Genomic DNA, 16,355 nt, shown 5'->3' on the forward strand with positions numbered 1-16,355 from the left:
ACCCGGACCGGGCGGGCCTGGTGTGGCTCGTCCAGACGACAGAGCGCCGCGCCGACGCCTTGACGCGCCCTCCGCACCGCATTAGGACATACTCAAGATTGTTCTAGAACAATCTGGACTGCCCCGGGAGGCCCGATGCCCTCAGCGACGTGGAAGCCGCGGCTGCGCCGGGGCGATGCGCCCGTGTACGTGGCGCTGGTGGAGGCGCTCGCGGCAGACATCGGCAGCGGCAAGCTGCGCTCCGGGGACCGGCTCCCCACCCAGCGCGAGCTCTCCCGCGCGGTCGGCGCCTCGCTGGGCACCGTGACGCGGGCCTACGCGGAGGCGGAGCGGCGCGGGCTCATCCGCAGCCAGGTGGGCAACGGCACCTTCGTGCGCGACCTCACCGACCCGAGCGCCTACTCGCCGATGCTCGACTCCGGCCGCCTCGAGCTCGGGCCCATCGCGGCCCCCATCGTCCAGGGAGACGTGGGGCACCTGGCGCTCGCGGCGTCGCTGCAGGAGCTCGGCGCGCGCGCGGACCTCGCGGCCCTCAGCGGCTACCAGTCGCACGGCGGCACGCCCGCGCAGCGCGAGGCCGGAGTGCGCTGGCTCGAGGGCGAGGGCGTCCCCGCCACGGTGGAGGAGGTCACCGTGACCAGCGGCGCGCAGCACGCCACGTCGCTGCTGCTCGCCGCGCTGCCCACGCAGGCGGGCCTGCTCGTGGAGGAGCTCACCTACCCGGGGCTGCTCGGTGCCGCGCAGCTGCTGCGCATCCCGATGCACCCGGTGGCCATGGATGAGGACGGCCTCGTCCCCGAGGCGCTCGAGCGCGCGGCGCGCGAGAGCGGCGCGCGCGTCCTCTACTGCAACCCCACGCACCACAACCCCACCACCACGGTCACCTCCCGGGCACGTCGAGAGTTGCTGGTGGCGGTGTGCCGCGCGCAGGGGCTCACGGTCATCGAGAACGGAGCGCTCGCGCCGCTCGTGCCGGACGCGCCCCCGCCGCTCGCGGCGCTCGCGCCCGAGCGCACCTTCCACATCTCGAGCCTCTCCAAGGCGACGGTGCCGGCGCTGCGCACGGGCTTCATCCGCTCGCCCGCGGCGCACCAGCCCGCCATCGAGACCGCCGCAGCGGCGACCCTGTGGAGCACCTCGCCGCTGCTCGCGGAGGTCGCCCGGCAGTGGATCGCCGACGGCACGGCGCGCACCGTGCGCGACGCGCGGCGCACCGAGGCCGCTGCCCGCCAGGCGCTCGCAGCGCGCGCGCTCGAGGGCTTCCGGTACCGCGCGCACGCCACCGCCTCCTTCCTCTGGCTGGCTCTCCCCGAGGAGCGCCGCGCGCTGGAGCTCGTGGAGCAGGGGCTCGCGCGCCACCTCACGCTGGGGCCCGCGCACCTCTTCACGCCGCGCCCGGGCAGCGCCCCCAACGCCCTGCGGGTCTCGCTCACCGCGGCCCGCTCGCGCGACGAGCTCTCGCGCGGCCTCGCGCTCCTCACCGAGCTGCTGCGCTCGCCCGTGCGGCCGCTCGTCCCCGTCCTCTGACCCGGGAGTTCCGCCATGCCATCCTCTCTGCCCACCCGCTCACTGCTGCTGATGCTGATGCTGCTGCTCGCACCGCTCGCCCGCGCGGCCGAGCCGGCGGACCCGCTGCAGGCGCGCCTCGACTTCGCGGAGAAGGTCTTCCGCAGCGCCCAGCTCGTGAAGGACACGGTCATCCCGCCGCAGTGGCTCGGAGACACCGACCGCTTCGTCTACTGGTCCGCCGTGGGCGAGCACGCGGGTAGCTGGGTGCTGGTGGATGCACGCGCGCGCACGGCGCGCCCCGTCCTCACGCACGAGGCGCTCGCGGCGCAGCTGAAGGCGCTCGGCCAGGACCTGCCGCTCGCCGTCCCCTTCGTGCCCTTCACGGTCACGCCGGATGGCAAGCGCCTCGTCTTCTCGCTGCAGGGGCGCCCCTTCGCGCTCGGGCTCGAAGGCGCCGCGAAGGTGACGGCGCTCGCACCGACGGACGCGGCCGGGCTCGCCCTGAGGGACGGCGTGGCCGCTCCGGCCGGGGGCGCGGTGGCGCACCCGCGCGAGGAGGGCTTCGAGGTGCTCGACGCCACCGGGCGCAGCCTCGTCGCGCGGCCCGGCGAGAAGGACTACGCCTGGCAGGTGCCGGAGCGCGGCTGGTCTCCCGACGGCCGCTTCCTCCTCGTCGCGCGCAGCGACGCGCGCAAGGTGCACAAGCTGCCCATCGTGGACTACTCGAGTCCGCTCGAGCAGGTGGAGTGGGTGCCCTACTCGAAGACGGGCACGCCGCTCGCGCGCACCGAGCTGCACGTGGTGGAGCCCGCGACGGGCCGCGTGACGCAGGTCGCTGCGCACCCCGAGGAGACCTACGACTGGGTCGCGGGGTGGCGGCCGGACGGGAAGGAGGCGCTCGTCCTGCAGCTCTCGCGCGACGGCAAGCGGCTGGACCTGGTGGCGGTGGACCCCGCCACGGGCAAGTCCCGCCTCGTGCTGCGCGAGGAGCGCCCCCAGTCCTTCGTCGCGGCGCTCGAGTTCGCCGGTGACAGCCCGGGCGCCCGCGCGGGCTGGGCCACGCAGGTGACGCCGCTGCCGGACAACCGCCACTTCCTCTGGATGTCCGAGCGCGACGGCTGGCGCCACGTGTACCTCTACGACTACGCGGGCAAGCTCGAGCGCCAGGTGACGCGCGGCGCCTTCCCCGTCCACGAGGTGCTGGGCGTGGGCGCCGGAGGCCAGGAGCTGCTGGTGCTCGCGTCCGCCGAGGCCGGTGCGCCCTACGATCGCATCCCGTACCGCGTCCGGCTCGCCGGCGGCGCCCTCGAGCGCGTGGCGCCCGAGCCCGGCGTGCACCGCCTCTTCCCCTCGCCCACGGGGCGCTTCTTCGTGGACGGCCACTCGACCCGCACCGTCCCGCGCGCGTGGGACCTGCGCGCGGGTGACGGCCGCTCGGTGCTGCGCCTCGCGCAGGCGGACGTGAGCGGGTTCACCCAGCTCGGGCTGCAGCCGCTCGAGGGCTTCACGGCGAAGGCGGCAGACGGCGCGACGCCCCTCTACGGCGTGCTCTACAAGCCGCGCGACTTCGACCCCACGAAGCGCTACCCGGTCATCGACTACATCTACGCGGGCCCCTTCCTCTCCATCGTGCCGTGGAGCTACGTGAACAACGGCATGGCCACGGAGGCGCACGCGCTCGCGCAGCTGGGCTTCGTGGTCGCGGTGATCGACGCGCGCGGGACGCCCGGCCGCAGCAAGGCCTTCCAGGATGCGAACTACGGCCGGGTGGGGCAGACGGAGATTCCGGACCACGTCGCCGCCCTGCAGCAGGCGGCTGCATCCCGGCCCTACATGGACCTCGCGCGCGCCGGCATCTACGGCCACTCGTGGGGCGGCTACTTCGCGCTGCGCGGCATGCTCACCGCGCCCGAGTTCTTCAAGGCGGGCTACGCCGGGGCGCCCGGGGCGCTGGAGGAGGAGGCGCTCATCAACGAGCCGAACCTCGGCCTGCCGTCGGTGAACCCGAAGGCCTACGAGCTGGGCTCGAACCTGCGCGTGGCCGGCCAGCTGCGCGGCGCGCTGAAGCTGATGCACGGCACGAGCGACGTGAACGCCTCGCTCTCCACCACGATGCGCATGGCGCAGGCGCTCATCGCGGCGGGCAAGCGCTTCGACCTGCTCGTGATGCCCGGCGAGGGCCACAGCCCCCAGGGCCCCGCGGGCCGCTACTACCGCGACGACGTGCGCCGCTACTTCGTCGAGAAGCTCGGCCCGCCCCAGGCGGCCGCGGCCTCTGCGCAGGGCCAGTGACGGCCGTGCGGCCCCCCGGATGCAATGGCCTGCGGGGGCCGCCGTAGTGCGGGCATGACACCTGCGATCCTCCCGCTGCTGCGCCGCCACCGCTGGGCCACGCTCCTCCTTCAGCAGGCCGCCGTGTTCGGCCTCAGCTTCGGCTTCATGGCGGGGGTGCACGCGCTCACCGGCAAGTCGCTGCACGGGGGCCGCGAGGCGATGGGGCCGCTCGAGTACGCGGGCCTGATGGCGCTCTTCGCGGGCCTCGTCCTCTTCACCCGCTGGCTCTACCACCGGGTGGAGGGCAAGACCGCCCCGGCGCTCGGGATGGCGCTCTCGTGGCCCGCCTTCGGGCACCTCGTCGCGGGCACGCTCGGTGGCTTCGTGCTGCTGGGCTGGCCGCAGCTGGTGGGGCTCGACACGGGGAGCCTGCAGGTGAAGGCCACCGTCTTCCAGCAGGGCGGCCCGCTGGCGGTGGCGCTGCTGATGGCGGCGGGCGCCCTCTCGCTCACGGCCAACAGCGTGATGGAGGAGGTGTGCAGCCGCGCCTTCCCGCTCATGCTCTGGCGCGAGAAGAGCCTCGCCTTCCGCCTCCTCGTCCCCGCGCTGCTCTTCGCCGCGCTGCACCTGGCCGTGGAGCCCTTCCGCGCGGGGGCCTTCGCACAGCGCACGGTGGCGGGGCTCGCGTTCTCCGCGCTCTACCTCCTCACGCGCAACGTGTGGCTCGCGGCCGGCGTGCACACCGGCACGAACGAGGCCGTGCTCTTCACCACCTCGCGCTGGCAGATGGGCGGGCTCTTCGCCACCGAGGGCGCGGCGTGGGGCCCGGAGTGGCTGCCGCTCGCGCTGTGGACGCTGCTCTTCGTGGGCGTGCTCGCGGTGCTGGTGCAGCGCGAGCGGGCGGCGGTCCAGACGGGCGGCACCGGACGGGAGACGGGCCTGGCTCCGGCGCTCGCGCGCTGACCAGGCAGGCAGGTCGGCTCCGCGTGTCGGTAACAGGTGCTAAGGGTCTCTGGATGAGCACCGAAGCGACCGAGATCATGGAGCCGACGCTGTGGAGCAAGAACGGGTGGACCGCGCGCGTCATCAAGAACGAGGACGATGACGGCTGGGCGGTGGAGATCCGCAAGACGGGCATCCCCGAGCCCGTGCTCATCAGCCCCTGGGTGATGGGGCGCGACAAGAAGACCCCGAAGCCCTTCGACGCCTCCGCCTTCGCCACCTTCGTGAAGACGGCCTCCGAGGTGCTCGACCGCTCGGAGCGCCAGCGCGACGCGGCGCTCACCAAGCGGCTCTCCATCGCCTGGGAGGGCAAGTGGTACGAGGTGAAGCTCGAGCTGGTGCCCGACGAGCACGACCCGCACGCGCTGCTCTCGGCCGTGGATGACGCGCGCGAGCGCGTGGCCAGCTACCGCGTGGCGCCGAACTTCAAGTTCACCCGCGACACGATGAACGACTGGGCGCGCGCGGGCTTCCCGCAGCCGTAGCGCGGGGCCCTAGACGTCGCGCACGCCCGCGGGTGCGCCGTCCTCGAGCTCGTCCACGTTCGCGGTGGCCCAGGGGATGGCCTCCAGGCGCGCGAGCGGGATGGGCTCGTCGGTGAGGTCGCTCACGCCGTAGGTCCCCTCCGCGAGCTTGTCCAGCGCGCGCCGCACCTGGGCGAGCTCGCGGTCGTCCACGTCCGTGTGCGAGACCGAGACCGTGTCGCGCCGCTGGTCCTCGGCGAGGTCCGCGTCGTCCCCGGGGTCTGCCTGGGCGGGGTCCGGGTCGGGACGGGAGTCGGCGTGCATCGCGGTGAGCCGGTCGTACTCGGCGCGCAAGCGTGCGGTGAGGCGCTCCACGTCCTCGCGGGTGAGCTGGGTGGCCTGTCCCATGGTCGGTCTCCTGCGGCTCCGCGAAGGGTGTGGACCGGAGCCCTGGGGCACCCTAACGACGCTGGCCCGCGGCGGCACCCCGTGCGCTGCGCCTCACGCCCCGTCAGCAGCCCCCGGGCGGCAGGGTGCGCGGCCTTCCCGCAGCCGGGGCACGGGCCGCCCGCCCGGGCGCTGGTCCCCGGCTCGGGAGCAGGGGCCCGGGTGAGGTCCTGTGCAGCCGCCTGCACACGGGCCTGTGCAGGCCGGTGCACGTGGCCGGGACGGCGCGGCGCGGCATGCCACGGAAGCGGGGCTGGCCGCGGCGTTGCACGGGGCCCAGCTGTGTCGGGCCTCTGCGCTCGGGCATACTGCCGCACCCCCTCCCGTCTGGAGTCCCCCCGCGATGCCGCGCCCGCTGCCGCTCGTGCTGCTGTTGCTGTTGCCCCTCGCCGCCTGCGAGCCGCCCGCGCAGCGCTGGGACGTGCGCGAGCCCGTGCCGGTCATCCAGCGCGCGGGCGCGTGGACGCCGCCGCCCGCGCCCAGCCCGCTGCGGCTCAAGGTGATGACCTGGAACATCAAGTACGGGGCGGGCCGCATCGACTTCTGGTTCGACTTCTGGGGCGACCGGGTGGAGATGACGCGCGGCGAGGTGGAGGAGAACCTCGCGCGCGCCTACGCGCTGATCAACGAGGTGCGCCCGGACGTCCTGCTGGTGCAGGAGATCGAGGTGAACAGCCGCCGCTCCGCCTACGTGGACATGGTGCGCGGCCTGCTCGAGCACACCCACCTCAACTCGGCCGCCTACGTGGCCACCTGGGACAGCCGCTACATCCCCAGCGAGGGCGTGGGCCGGATGAACCTGGGCAACGCCATCCTCTCCACCTATCCCATCGTCTTCGCCGAGCGCATCCCGCAGGAGGACCGCTCGGACCAGGACCCGCTCACCCGCACCTTCTACATCCACCGCGCCGTGGCGCGCGCCGTGCTGCAGGTGGGAGAGCGCCAGGTGGCGGCGCTCACGGTGCACACCGAGGCCTACGACACCGACGGCACGAAGCAGAAGCACCTGAAGCAGATTGCAACCCTGTTGCAGGAGGAGAAGCTGCCCTTCGTCATCGGCGGGGACTTCAACTCCCTGCCGCCCGTCGCGGTGCGCACGAGCCACTTCAACGACGAGCACCCCTCGTCGCTGGGCACCGAGTTCGAGCAGCCGCCGTACCCGCTGGAGGACATGGTGCCCTTCTTCCGCGACTACGTGCCGGCCATCCCGCTCGAGCGCATGGGCAGCACCGAGAGCACGCAGCGCCGCTACTTCACCCACAGCGTCATCGGCCCGGACACGGTGGGAAGCCTCGGGGAGCCCGGCTTCTGGAACCGCACGCTGGACTACCTCTTCGTGCGCGCGCCGGACGCGTGGGTGCCGGGCACCACGGACGTGCTGCAGCAGGCGGGGGACTCCGGCATCCAGTCCAACCCGCTCTACCTCAGCGACCACTGCCCCACGGTGGGCACCTGGGAGGTGGAGCCGTGAGGCGCGCGCTCGTGCTCGGCCTGCTGCTCGCGGCGGGCGCTGCTGCGGCCGCGCCGCCGCTCGCGCCGCGCGACAGCGCCCTGCTCGCGCCGCGGGGCTCCTGGTCCGTGGGCGTGCTCGAGCCCCTGCGCTACGCCGTGAGCGACCGCGTGACGCTGAGCGCGCACCCGCTGCTCTGCGCGCTCGCGCCCAACGCGGGGGCCGAGGTGGCGCTGGGCCGCGTGGGCGGCGTCGTGCTCGCGGGCGAGGCGGGCGCGAGCGTCCCCACGCTCGCGCTGCGGGTGCTGCAGGGGCACCTGCTGCCGGAGTGGAAGACCTCGGGCCGCACGGTGGGGCTCTCGCTGGTGCCCCACGCCGGCGTGCGCGCGAGCCGCGCGCTGGGTGAGCCCGGGCTGCTCACCGTCTCGGCGGACGTGGCGGTGGGGCTGACCCGGCCGCTGGGCGAGACCCAGGGCCTCGGCGCCCCGGCGCCGCTCGAGCTGCTGCTCGCCCCCGCGCTGGGCGGCGTGCGCACCCGCGCGGGCGTGCTCGGCGAGTGGGCGCTGCGGCCGCGGCTGCGGCTGCGGCTTCAGGGGGACCTGTTCCACTACGACGCCGGGGGCTCGCCGTGGAGCACGCGGGTCGGGGCCGGGGTGGACGTGGGCGTGGGCGTGCACGGGCGGCTCGCCCTGGGGGCGCAGTGGTGGAGCTCGGACCAGCACGCCTACGACTTCGCCTCCGGAGAGCACCACCGCTCCCACGACTTCCTGCCCACGCTCGACTTCATCTGGGCGGGGTAAGGTCAGCCGCATGCGCACCCGGACGCCGCTGTGCCTGCTGCTGCTGCTGAGCGTGCTCGCGGCCTGTGGCGATGGCGTCCCTCCGGCCCACTACGACGCCTTCACGCTCGAGCTCGTCGACCTGGCCGAGGGCGCGCGCGTGGTGCCCGGCACGCCGCTCAAGTACCGCGTCCACTACGTGGGGGACCTCGCCCGCGACCTGCGCATCACCGCGGTGTTCACGCACGAGGCCACGGGGGAGAGCGCGTCCTTCTCGTGGTCCGGTCCCATCGAGGACACCTTCCGGATCGACGAGGGCGGCTTCTGGGTCATGCGCCACGCCTTCCTCGAGCGCGCGGGGCGCATCCGCGTGCAGCTGCAGGCCTCGCTCACCGCCACCCGCACGGGCAGCAAGCCGTGGGTGACGCAGGGCCCGAGCGTGTACGTGGAGCTGTACCCGAGCCTGGACCGCGTGGAGGTGGTGCTCCCGGCGGCGGGTGAGCCGGTGCCCTACGGCGCGCCGCTCGAGGTGCGGGTGAGCGGCAAGGACCTCTACGACGGCGTGCACCTCGCGGTGGTGGACGAGGAGGCGGGCGGGGCGGTGGAGGAGCTCGCGCGGGTGCTGCCCTTCGACGGGAGCCAGACCTCCATCGTGCAGACCTGGCCGCTGCGCGCGCGCGTCCTCGAGCGCGTGGGCACGCACCCGCTGCACCTCGTGGCGCGCTACGGCGAGCTGGAGCGCGCGTCCGGGCCGCTCGCCGTGCGCGTCACCCACACGGTGGACGAGGTGCGCGTGGTCGTGCGCGACCGGGCGGGAGCGGTAGGCCCCGCCCCGCTGGCCGTGCCGCGCCTGGGCGACGTGCTGGAGCTGGGCGTGCGCCTCTCGGGGACGCAGCTCGCGGGGCACACGCTCACCGTCAACGACGGCGCGCCCGTCACCGCTGCGGCGGACCAGGTGGAGCTGATGCTCCTCACCCCGAGCACCCGCGACTTCGACGACGGTGAGGGCCGCGAGACCTACACCTTCACCGTGCGCTCCGGCGGCATCGAGCGCAGCGCGAGCCTCACCCTGCAGCGCTGGGGCATCGAGCGCTGCGGCTGGCGGGCGAGCGACGGGCGCCCCTACGCCGGGGACGAGGCCGTGAACCGCGGCACCGACGTGGTGATGCGCGCCGAGCTCTGGGGCTTCCCCGACACCTCGGGCTGGCTCATCTTCCGCCACCCGCGGGCCACGTTCACGGTGTGGGAGCGCGACCCGGGCGGGAGGCCCACGCCCGGGGAGATCGACTCGCTGAAGAACAACGACGACGAGGGGGACTCCGTCGACGCGGACGTGAAGGCCGGCGCCTCCGAGGCGCACTGGACCACCGAGTACGACGACGAGTTCGACCTGCTGGACCTGCACGTGAACGCGGCCGAGTACTACTTCGAAGTGCACGTGGAGGACCAGGTGTGCACCTCCGATGAAGTGCTCGTGTACTGAGAGGGCGAGCGGGCCGCGAGAGCTCGCGAAAAGGCCTGTCGAAATTCCCCGGCGCCGTTCGACCTCCTGTCAGCACCCCCGAAAACCACGGAGTCGGAGACACCCCATGCGCTACCTGCTGAGCATCTACGAGAACGAGAAGAGGATGGAGACGATGCCGTCCGGCGAGGGCCGGCAGATGATGTCCGCGTACCGGGACTTCACCGAGTCCATCAAGAAGAGCGGCAACTACACGGCGGGCGAGGCCCTGCAGCCCACCGCCACGGCCACCACCGTGCGCATCCGCGACGGCAAGCGCTTGGTCACGGACGGCCCCTTCGCCGAGACGAAGGAGCAGCTGGGCGGCTTCTACCTCATCGAGGCGCAGAACCTCGACGAGGCGGTGGCCATCGCCTCGCGCATCCCGGGCGCCCTCACCGGCTGCATCGAGATCCGCCCCGTGGTCGTGTTCGCCCCGCCCCAGAGCTGATGACCTCCATCGCCCACACGCTCGAGCGCGTGCACCACGAGGACTACGGGCGCCTCGTGGCCACGCTCATCCGCGTGCTGGGCGGTGACTTCGCCGCCGCGGAGGAGGTGGTGCAGGAGGCCTTCGCGGACGCGCTCGCGCAGTGGCCGGCGAGCGGCGTGCCCCGCGAGCCGCGCGCCTGGCTCGTGCGCGCCGCGCGCAACCGGGCGGTGGACCGGGTGCGCCGCGGCGTGCGGCTGGGCGCGCGGGTGGACGCGCTCGAGCAGGTGGCGCGCATCGAGCAGGCGCTCGCCGCGCCGCCGCAGGGCACGGGCTCGGGTGACTGGGAGGGCCCCGCGGACGACACGCTGCGGCTGCTCTTCACCTGCTGCCACCCGGCACTCTCGGAGGAGGCCCAGGTGGCGCTCGCGCTGCGCACGCTGTGCGGCCTCACCACGGAGGAGGTGGCGCACGCCTTCCTGGTGCCGGTGGCGACCCTGGCCCAGCGCCTGGTGCGCGCGCAGCGAAAGATCCGCGACGCGGCCATCCCCTACGCGGTGCCCGAGTCCGAGGCGCTGCACGAGCGCACCGGCGGCGTGCTGCACACGCTCTACCTCGTCTTCTCCGAGGGCTACGCGGCGAGCGCGGGCCCCGAGCTGCTGCGCGTGGACCTGTGCGCCGAGGCCCTGCGCCTGGCCCGGCTCGCGCGCACGCTGCTGCCACGCGACCCCGAGGTGGCGTCGCTCCTCGCCCTGATGCTGCTGCACCACGCGCGCGCCCGCGCCCGGGTGGCCGGGGACGGCGGGCTGGTGCTGCTGGACCACCAGGACCGAGCGCTGTGGGACCGCGCGCTGATGGCCGAGGGCGCGGCGCAGCTGGAGGCCGCGCTCGCGCTGGGCGGCCACGGGCCCTACACCGTGCAGGCCTCCATCGCCGCGCTGCACGCCCAGGCGCAGCGCCCCGAGGACACCGACTGGCCGCAGATCGCCGCCCTCTACGCGCACCTGTGCACGCTCGCGCCCGGCCCCGTGGTGCAGCTCAACCACGCGGCCGCCGTGGCCATGGCCGAGGGACCCGCGCGCGGGCTCGCGCTCGTGGACGACCTGGAGTCCTCCGGCCCGCTGCGCGACTACCACCTGCTGTGGGCCGCGCGCGCGGACCTGCTGCGGCGGCTGGGGCGCCGCGAGGAGGCCGCGCGCGCGTACACCCGGGCGCTGGGGCTCGTGCGCACGGAGCCCGAGCGGCGCTTCCTCGAGCAGCGGCTCGAGGAGCTGCGACCAGCGCTGCGCTGAGGCGCTGCGCCAGGCGCAACGCCCCGGCGCCTCGCGCATCCCGCCCGCATGCCTCCCATCGACCCGCTGCTCGTGCTGCTCGCGCACGCCGCCGCCACCCTCTACCTCGTGGGGCTCATCTGGGTGGTGCAGGGGGTGCACTACCCGCTCTTTGCCCGGGTGGGGCCCGAGCAGGCGCAGGCCTACGCGCGCGAGCACGTGGTGCGCATCACCCGGGTGGTGGGGGTGCCCATGCTGGTGGAGCTCGCCACGGGGCTGTGGCTCGCGCTGCGCCCGCCGCCCGGGCTCCCCCGGGAGCTGCTGTGGACGGGGCTCCTCCTGCTCGCGCTCATCTGGGGGTCCACCGCGCTCCTTCAGGTGCCCGAGCACCGGCGGCTCGAGCAGGGGCCGGACCTGGCGGCGGTGCGCAGGCTCGTGCGCGGCAACTGGCTGCGCACGCTGCTGTGGACCGTGCGCGGGGCGCTCGTGCTCCTGCTCCTCGCCCGGCTGCTGCGGCGCTGAGTTCCTGGCGAGCACGGTGCGCTGCGTCCCGCTTGCCCCGGACGCGCAGCCGGGTCAGAACCGGAGACGTCATGTCCACTCCTCCCTACCAGCCCGGCATCCTCGAGCCTCACGCCCCCGTGGGCCGCACCGTCACCCTCCGCATCGCTCCCGGCGCCGACGTGGTCGCCGCCCTGAAGCGCCTGCGCGACGAGTTCCCGCCCGAGCTGGGCGTGGTGGGCATCGGCCTGCCCACGGTGCTCGCGCTGGGCCGGAGCATCCCGGGCCTGCGCGTGTTCCCGGCGCTGGCGGGTCCGTCCATCAGCATCCCCTCCACGCAGCAGGCGCTCTGGTTCATGCTGCGCGGCAAGGACCGCGGCATCGTGTTCGACGCCTCGCGCCAGCTGCGCAAGCTGCTGGGCGCGGCCCTCCTCACCGTGGACGTGATGGACACCTTCGTCTACCACGGCGGGCGGGACCTCACGCGCTTCGAGGACGGCACCGAGAACCCCAAGGACGAGGCCGCGGTGGAGGCGGCGCTCGCGCAGGGGGGAGAGGGCCTGCGCGGCTCCTCCTTCGTGGCGGTGCAGCGCTGGGTGCACGAGCTCCCGCGCTTCGAGGCGATGAGCGAGCGCGAGCGCAACGACGTCATCGGCCGCGACGTGGACACCAACGAGGAGCTGGAGGACGCGCCCGACACGGCGCACGTGAAGCGCACGGCGCAGGAGAGCTTCGAGCCCCCGGCCTTCATGGTGCGCCGCTCCATGCCGTGGGCGAGCGCGGACCGCGAGGGCCTGGAGTTCATCGCCTACGTGGCGGGCCTGGACGGCTTCGAGCAGATGCTGGGCCGCATGGTGGGCGCGGAGGACGGGCGCCCCGACGGCCTCTTCCGCTTCTCCTTCCCCGTCACCGGCGGCTACTACTGGTGCCCGCCCCTCGCGGGCGGGCGATTGGACCTGCGCGCCCTGGGGCTCTAGGGTCGGGCTTCCCCCCCGCCTGGAGCCCCCATGCTCAAGAAGATCCTGCTCGTCGTGGCCGCTGCGCTCGTCGCCTTCGTCGGCTTCGTCTTCACCCGCCCGGACACCTACGAGGTCTCCCGCTCGGCGCTCGTCGCCGCGCCCGCCGAGGTCGCGTACGCGCAGGTGGCGGACTTCCACCACTGGAAGGCCTGGTCGCCGTGGGAGAAGCTGGACCCGGCGATGAAGACCACCCACAGCGGCACGCCCGGTGCGGTGGGCTCGAGCTACGCGTGGACCGGCAACAAGGACGTGGGCAGCGGGAAGATGACGCTGCTCGAGGCCAGGCCCGGCGAGCGCGTGCGCATCCAGCTCGAGTTCATCGAGCCCTTCGCCGCCGTGAGCGACACCACCTTCCGCTTCCAGCCCGAGGGCGCGGGCACGCGCGTGCAGTGGTCGATGGTGGGCCAGAGCGGCTTCGTCACCAAGGCGATGGGCGTGTTCATGAACATGGACGCGATGATCGGGAAGGACTTCGAGAAGGGGCTCGCGCAGCTGGACGCGGCCTCGCGCGCCGAGGCCGCGCGGCTCGCCACCGCTCCGAAGCCCTGAGCGGGGCCTGAGCCGGCGCCCGCCTGACGGGCGAGCGAGCGCGCTGCGGGTACTCGGCGCGGCCCGGACCTGCTACTCCCTCGCCGCATGTCCGAGCGTCGCGCCCTCACTCCCGTCCTCCTCGTCGGTGCCGGCACCGGCGAGGCGACCTGCGGCATCCTCTACCTCGCGAGCTACCTGCGGCGCGCGGGCGTGGAGGCCTACGTCCGGCTCTACGACGGGGACGAGACGGAGGAGGAGCTGACGCGCTCGCTCGAGGCGCTGGTCGCGCGCGTGCGCCCGCGCCTGGTGGGCATCAGCCTCAAGTGGTTCCACCACGTGCACCGCGCGCTGCAGGTGGCGCGCGTGCTGCGCCGGCTGGACCCGGGCATCCGCGTGGTGGTGGGCGGCAACACGGCCTCCTACTGGTGGCGCGAGCTGAGCAGCTACGACTGCATCGACCACATCGTGCTGGGCGACGGCGAGCGGCCCCTGCTCGCGCTCTGCGAGGGAGACCCCGCGCCGCCCAACTGCGTCACCCGCGGCCCGAGCGGCGCGCCGCGCCGGCTGCCGCTCGCGTACGTGCAGGGCGCCACCAACAGCGAGGACATCCACTACTCGCACTTCGACGACATCTTCCTCAGCCAGGCGGACCGCCACGCCTTCTCCGGCTGGGTGGCGCCCGGCAAGGGCTGCGGCGAGAACTGCCTGTACTGCGGCGGCGCGCGCGGGAACCAGAAGGCGGCCTTCGGGCGCGCGAAGCCCTTCCTGCGCTCGGAGGCGAGCGTGCGCCGCGACCACGAGGAGGTGGCGCCGCGCTGCTGGCAGCTGCGCTACGACTTCTCGGGCAGCACCGCGGAGTTCCTCTCCAGCACCTGGGCCGGCGTGGACCTCTCGCGCCACGCCTGCACCTACTTCCTGTGGGGCGTGGCGCGCATGGAGCTCATCGACGCGCTCGCGCGCACCTTCGAGCGCGTGCACATGGTGCTCGACATCGGCTGCTTCAGCGAGCAGCAGCGCCAGGAGCAGATGCGGCGCGGCCTGCTCAAGCCCTGCGCCTCGGACAGCGAGCTGCTGCGCCTCATCGACGGCTGCCGCCGCCACGCGAACCTGGACGTGGAGATCTCCGGCATCGCGGGCCTGCCCTTCGCGAGCGCCGCCACCCTGAAGCAGGAGCGGGCGCTGGTGGAGCGGGTCATCGACCTGGACTGCGTGGTGGGCTACCAGCGGCTGGAGGCGCAGCCCGGCGCGCTCGTCACCGAGCACCCCGCGCGCTTCGAGATGCGCACCGAGGCGCGGACCTTCACCGAGTTCCTCGACTCCTTCGAGCAGCGCGAGCCCGGCGACGTGACGGTGCCCATGCTGCGCTTCCTCGACCCCGCGCTCGAGGACGCCGTGGAGGAGACGTCGCAGTACGTGGACGGGCTCGCGGCGGACCACAAGGAGGCGCGGCGCCAGGTGCCGCTCGACGGGCGCACGCGCCTGGTGAACACCGCGCCCTCCACGCAGCAGTTCCCGCTCGGCGACTGGCTCGGCGCGCACCGCGTGCCGGCGCGCGTGGCCGGGGAGCCGGTGACGGTGGTGCGCTCGGTGGAGGGCTTCGGGCTCGCGTGCGCGCCGTCCTTGAGCCCGCGCCGCTTCAGCGACCCCACGCTGGACCAGGGCGAGGACGGGAAGGTGCTGCTCGCGGCGCTCGCCGCCTTCGAGCGCCCCGCCACCGTGGCGAGCGCGGTGGCGGCGCTGGGCGCGAAGGCGAAGCTGCACCCGGCCGCCGCGCGCGAGGTCATCGAGCACCTGGTGGCCGGGCGCTTCCTGCAGCCGGCGGGTGCCGCGCGGCAGGCGCGCTCGGGCAGCTGAGGCCTAGCGCCTGCGGCCGTAGACGGTCTCCACCGCCTTCTGCGGCTCGCCGCCCGGCTCGATGTTGTAGGCCGTGATGACCAGCTGGTCCGGCGCGCGCAGCTCGTGCTCGGTGCGCCAGCCCCAGCGCGGGCCGCCCTTGCCGTCGCCGTAGCTGCCCTGCACGTAGAAGCCCGCGGGGGTGAGGCCGCCGGTGGCGAACATGATGGACGAGCTCATGTGGAAGCTGTGCACCCACGAGCTCTCGAACTGCTGCGACTCGTCGTTGAAGGCGTAGATGGCGAGTGAGCGGTGCTGCTTGCCGTCGAAGGCCTCCTCGTACTCGTGCGCGACGAAGTTCCCCTCGCCCATCTTCCGGATGCGGCCGCGGGTGGTGAACTCCGCGAAGGGCGCCTGGGCCGGGTCGAACCAGATCTTCGAGCGGCCCACCCACTCGTCACAGAGGGAGAGCAGCAGCTCGCGCGGCGAGGGGGGCAGGGGAGGGGTCATGGGGCATTCATAGGCGAGGGGCCCCACCCCAGGTCCATACCCACCCTCCCGAGGTCGTACGCGACCCCGCTTCGTTGCGCAGCTGACAATTTTGGGCGCCCCGCGGGTGACGCTTTTCGTCATCCGACCCAGCCCTTTGCGGCACTCCCGGCTCGCATCCCCCAGAACCGTCAGGACTGTTCGGGAACAGTCACACTGGCCCTCTACGTGCAACCGCTGTCCACGCTGCGTTCAGGGGAATCCCCTGGCAGCGCTCCCACATCCGGCGCGGATGTCGGAGCCCAACGCTGGACGTCTGCCGAGGAGAGTCATGACGGTGCGGTCGGGTGGAGTGAAGACGCAGGCGCGGCTGGCGCTCCTGTCGGTGCTGGTGGCGACGGCGGCCTTCGCGGGCCCCCACATCGAGCTGGACATCAAGCCGTTCAAGCAGGTGGTGCAGACCAAGGGCGGCGTGAAGACGACGACCCGCGTGTCCGCGGACTCGGCCGCACCGGGCGAGACCATCGACTACGAGGTCCACTACAAGAACGCCGGCGACGCGCCCGCGGTGAACGCGGTGGTGGACGATCCCGTCCCCGCGGGCACGAGCTACGTGGCGGGGAGCGCCGCGGGCCCCGGCTCCGACATCACCTTCTCCATCGACGGCGGCAAGACCTTCGCGCCCGCGGCCCAGCTCTTCCGCACCGCGCGCGGCGCGAGCGGCAAGACCGAGCGTCAGCCCGCGAGCCCCGCCGAGTACACCCACGTCCGCTGGACCCTGAAGCGGGTCGAGGCGGGCGCCGCCGGCACCCTGACCTTCCAGGTGCGCGTGAAGTGAGCAGAGCCCCGCCCGCG

General features: G+C 73.8%; 16 protein-coding genes. 14 read left to right on the forward strand and 2 right to left on the reverse strand.

Annotated elements, in window-relative coordinates; translation table 11 throughout:
* Positions 1-135 precede the first annotated feature (135 nt).
* From FGE12_RS03940 to FGE12_RS03955, 4 genes are read left to right on the forward strand one after another with little or no spacing between them, the layout of a single operon-like run.
* Entirely contained in the window at positions 136-1,527 is a 1,392-nt protein-coding gene (locus FGE12_RS03940; protein ID WP_153864918.1) for a PLP-dependent aminotransferase family protein, read from the forward strand.
* Between the two features lie 15 nt (positions 1,528-1,542).
* Positions 1,543-3,801: a DPP IV N-terminal domain-containing protein gene (locus FGE12_RS03945; protein WP_153864919.1), complete on the forward strand. Its 2,259-nt coding sequence runs from the start codon at positions 1,543-1,545 to the stop codon at positions 3,799-3,801.
* Between the two features lie 54 nt (positions 3,802-3,855).
* Positions 3,856-4,746, forward strand: coding sequence for a type II CAAX prenyl endopeptidase Rce1 family protein (locus FGE12_RS03950; RefSeq protein WP_194797566.1), 891 nt, complete (start codon positions 3,856-3,858; stop codon positions 4,744-4,746).
* A 53-nt stretch (positions 4,747-4,799) separates the two neighbouring features.
* The gene (locus FGE12_RS03955) at positions 4,800-5,270 is read left to right on the forward strand and encodes a hypothetical protein (protein ID WP_153864921.1); all 471 of its coding nucleotides are present in this window, start codon (positions 4,800-4,802) and stop codon (positions 5,268-5,270) included.
* Positions 5,271-5,279: 9 nt separating this feature from the next.
* Here FGE12_RS03955 and FGE12_RS03960 read toward each other — a convergent pair whose 3' ends face one another.
* Positions 5,280-5,657, reverse strand: a complete 378-nt coding sequence (locus tag FGE12_RS03960) for a TraR/DksA family transcriptional regulator (RefSeq protein ID WP_153864922.1) — start codon at positions 5,655-5,657, stop codon at positions 5,280-5,282.
* 382 nt (positions 5,658-6,039) lie between these two features.
* Here FGE12_RS03960 and FGE12_RS03965 point away from each other — a divergent pair, with 382 nt between their 5' ends.
* The 9 genes from FGE12_RS03965 (at position 6,040) to FGE12_RS04005 (ending at position 15,032) form a co-directional block, all read left to right on the forward strand.
* The gene (locus FGE12_RS03965; protein WP_153864923.1) at positions 6,040-7,167 is read left to right on the forward strand and encodes an endonuclease/exonuclease/phosphatase family protein; all 1,128 of its coding nucleotides are present in this window, start codon (positions 6,040-6,042) and stop codon (positions 7,165-7,167) included.
* On the forward strand, positions 7,164-7,946 hold the full coding sequence (locus FGE12_RS03970) for a hypothetical protein (protein ID WP_153864924.1): 783 nt from the start codon (positions 7,164-7,166) through the stop codon (positions 7,944-7,946). Before FGE12_RS03965 ends, FGE12_RS03970 begins: the two co-directional genes overlap by 4 nt.
* Before the next feature lie 10 nt (positions 7,947-7,956).
* Positions 7,957-9,408 (forward strand): hypothetical protein, encoded by a 1,452-nt coding sequence (locus FGE12_RS03975; RefSeq protein ID WP_153864925.1) that lies wholly within the window; start codon positions 7,957-7,959, stop codon positions 9,406-9,408.
* Between the two features lie 106 nt (positions 9,409-9,514).
* Entirely contained in the window at positions 9,515-9,877 is a 363-nt protein-coding gene (locus FGE12_RS03980; protein ID WP_153864926.1) for a YciI family protein, read from the forward strand.
* On the forward strand, positions 9,877-11,148 hold the full coding sequence (locus tag FGE12_RS03985; protein ID WP_153864927.1) for an RNA polymerase sigma factor: 1,272 nt from the start codon (positions 9,877-9,879) through the stop codon (positions 11,146-11,148). The genes FGE12_RS03980 and FGE12_RS03985 overlap by 1 nt, the downstream gene beginning before the upstream one ends.
* A gap of 48 nt (positions 11,149-11,196) precedes the next feature.
* Positions 11,197-11,649, forward strand: a complete 453-nt coding sequence (locus FGE12_RS03990; protein WP_194797567.1) for a hypothetical protein — start codon at positions 11,197-11,199, stop codon at positions 11,647-11,649.
* Between the two features lie 71 nt (positions 11,650-11,720).
* Positions 11,721-12,605: a Dyp-type peroxidase gene (locus FGE12_RS03995; RefSeq protein ID WP_153864928.1), complete on the forward strand. Its 885-nt coding sequence runs from the start codon at positions 11,721-11,723 to the stop codon at positions 12,603-12,605.
* A 30-nt stretch (positions 12,606-12,635) separates the two neighbouring features.
* Positions 12,636-13,196, forward strand: a complete 561-nt coding sequence (locus FGE12_RS04000; RefSeq protein ID WP_153864929.1) for an SRPBCC family protein — start codon at positions 12,636-12,638, stop codon at positions 13,194-13,196.
* 87 nt (positions 13,197-13,283) lie between these two features.
* Entirely contained in the window at positions 13,284-15,032 is a 1,749-nt protein-coding gene (locus FGE12_RS04005; protein ID WP_153864930.1) for a radical SAM protein, read from the forward strand.
* Between the two features lie 3 nt (positions 15,033-15,035).
* Here the strand turns inward: FGE12_RS04005 and FGE12_RS04010 are convergent, their stop codons facing one another.
* Positions 15,036-15,521, reverse strand: coding sequence for a DUF1579 family protein (locus FGE12_RS04010; RefSeq protein ID WP_194797568.1), 486 nt, complete (start codon positions 15,519-15,521; stop codon positions 15,036-15,038).
* 310 nt (positions 15,522-15,831) lie between these two features.
* Here FGE12_RS04010 and FGE12_RS04015 point away from each other — a divergent pair, with 310 nt between their 5' ends.
* Entirely contained in the window at positions 15,832-16,338 is a 507-nt protein-coding gene (locus FGE12_RS04015; RefSeq protein WP_194797569.1) for a DUF11 domain-containing protein, read from the forward strand.
* Positions 16,339-16,355: the final 17 nt, after the last annotated feature.

The organism is Aggregicoccus sp. 17bor-14, assembly GCF_009659535.1.
Lineage (GTDB): Bacteria > Myxococcota > Myxococcia > Myxococcales > Myxococcaceae > Aggregicoccus.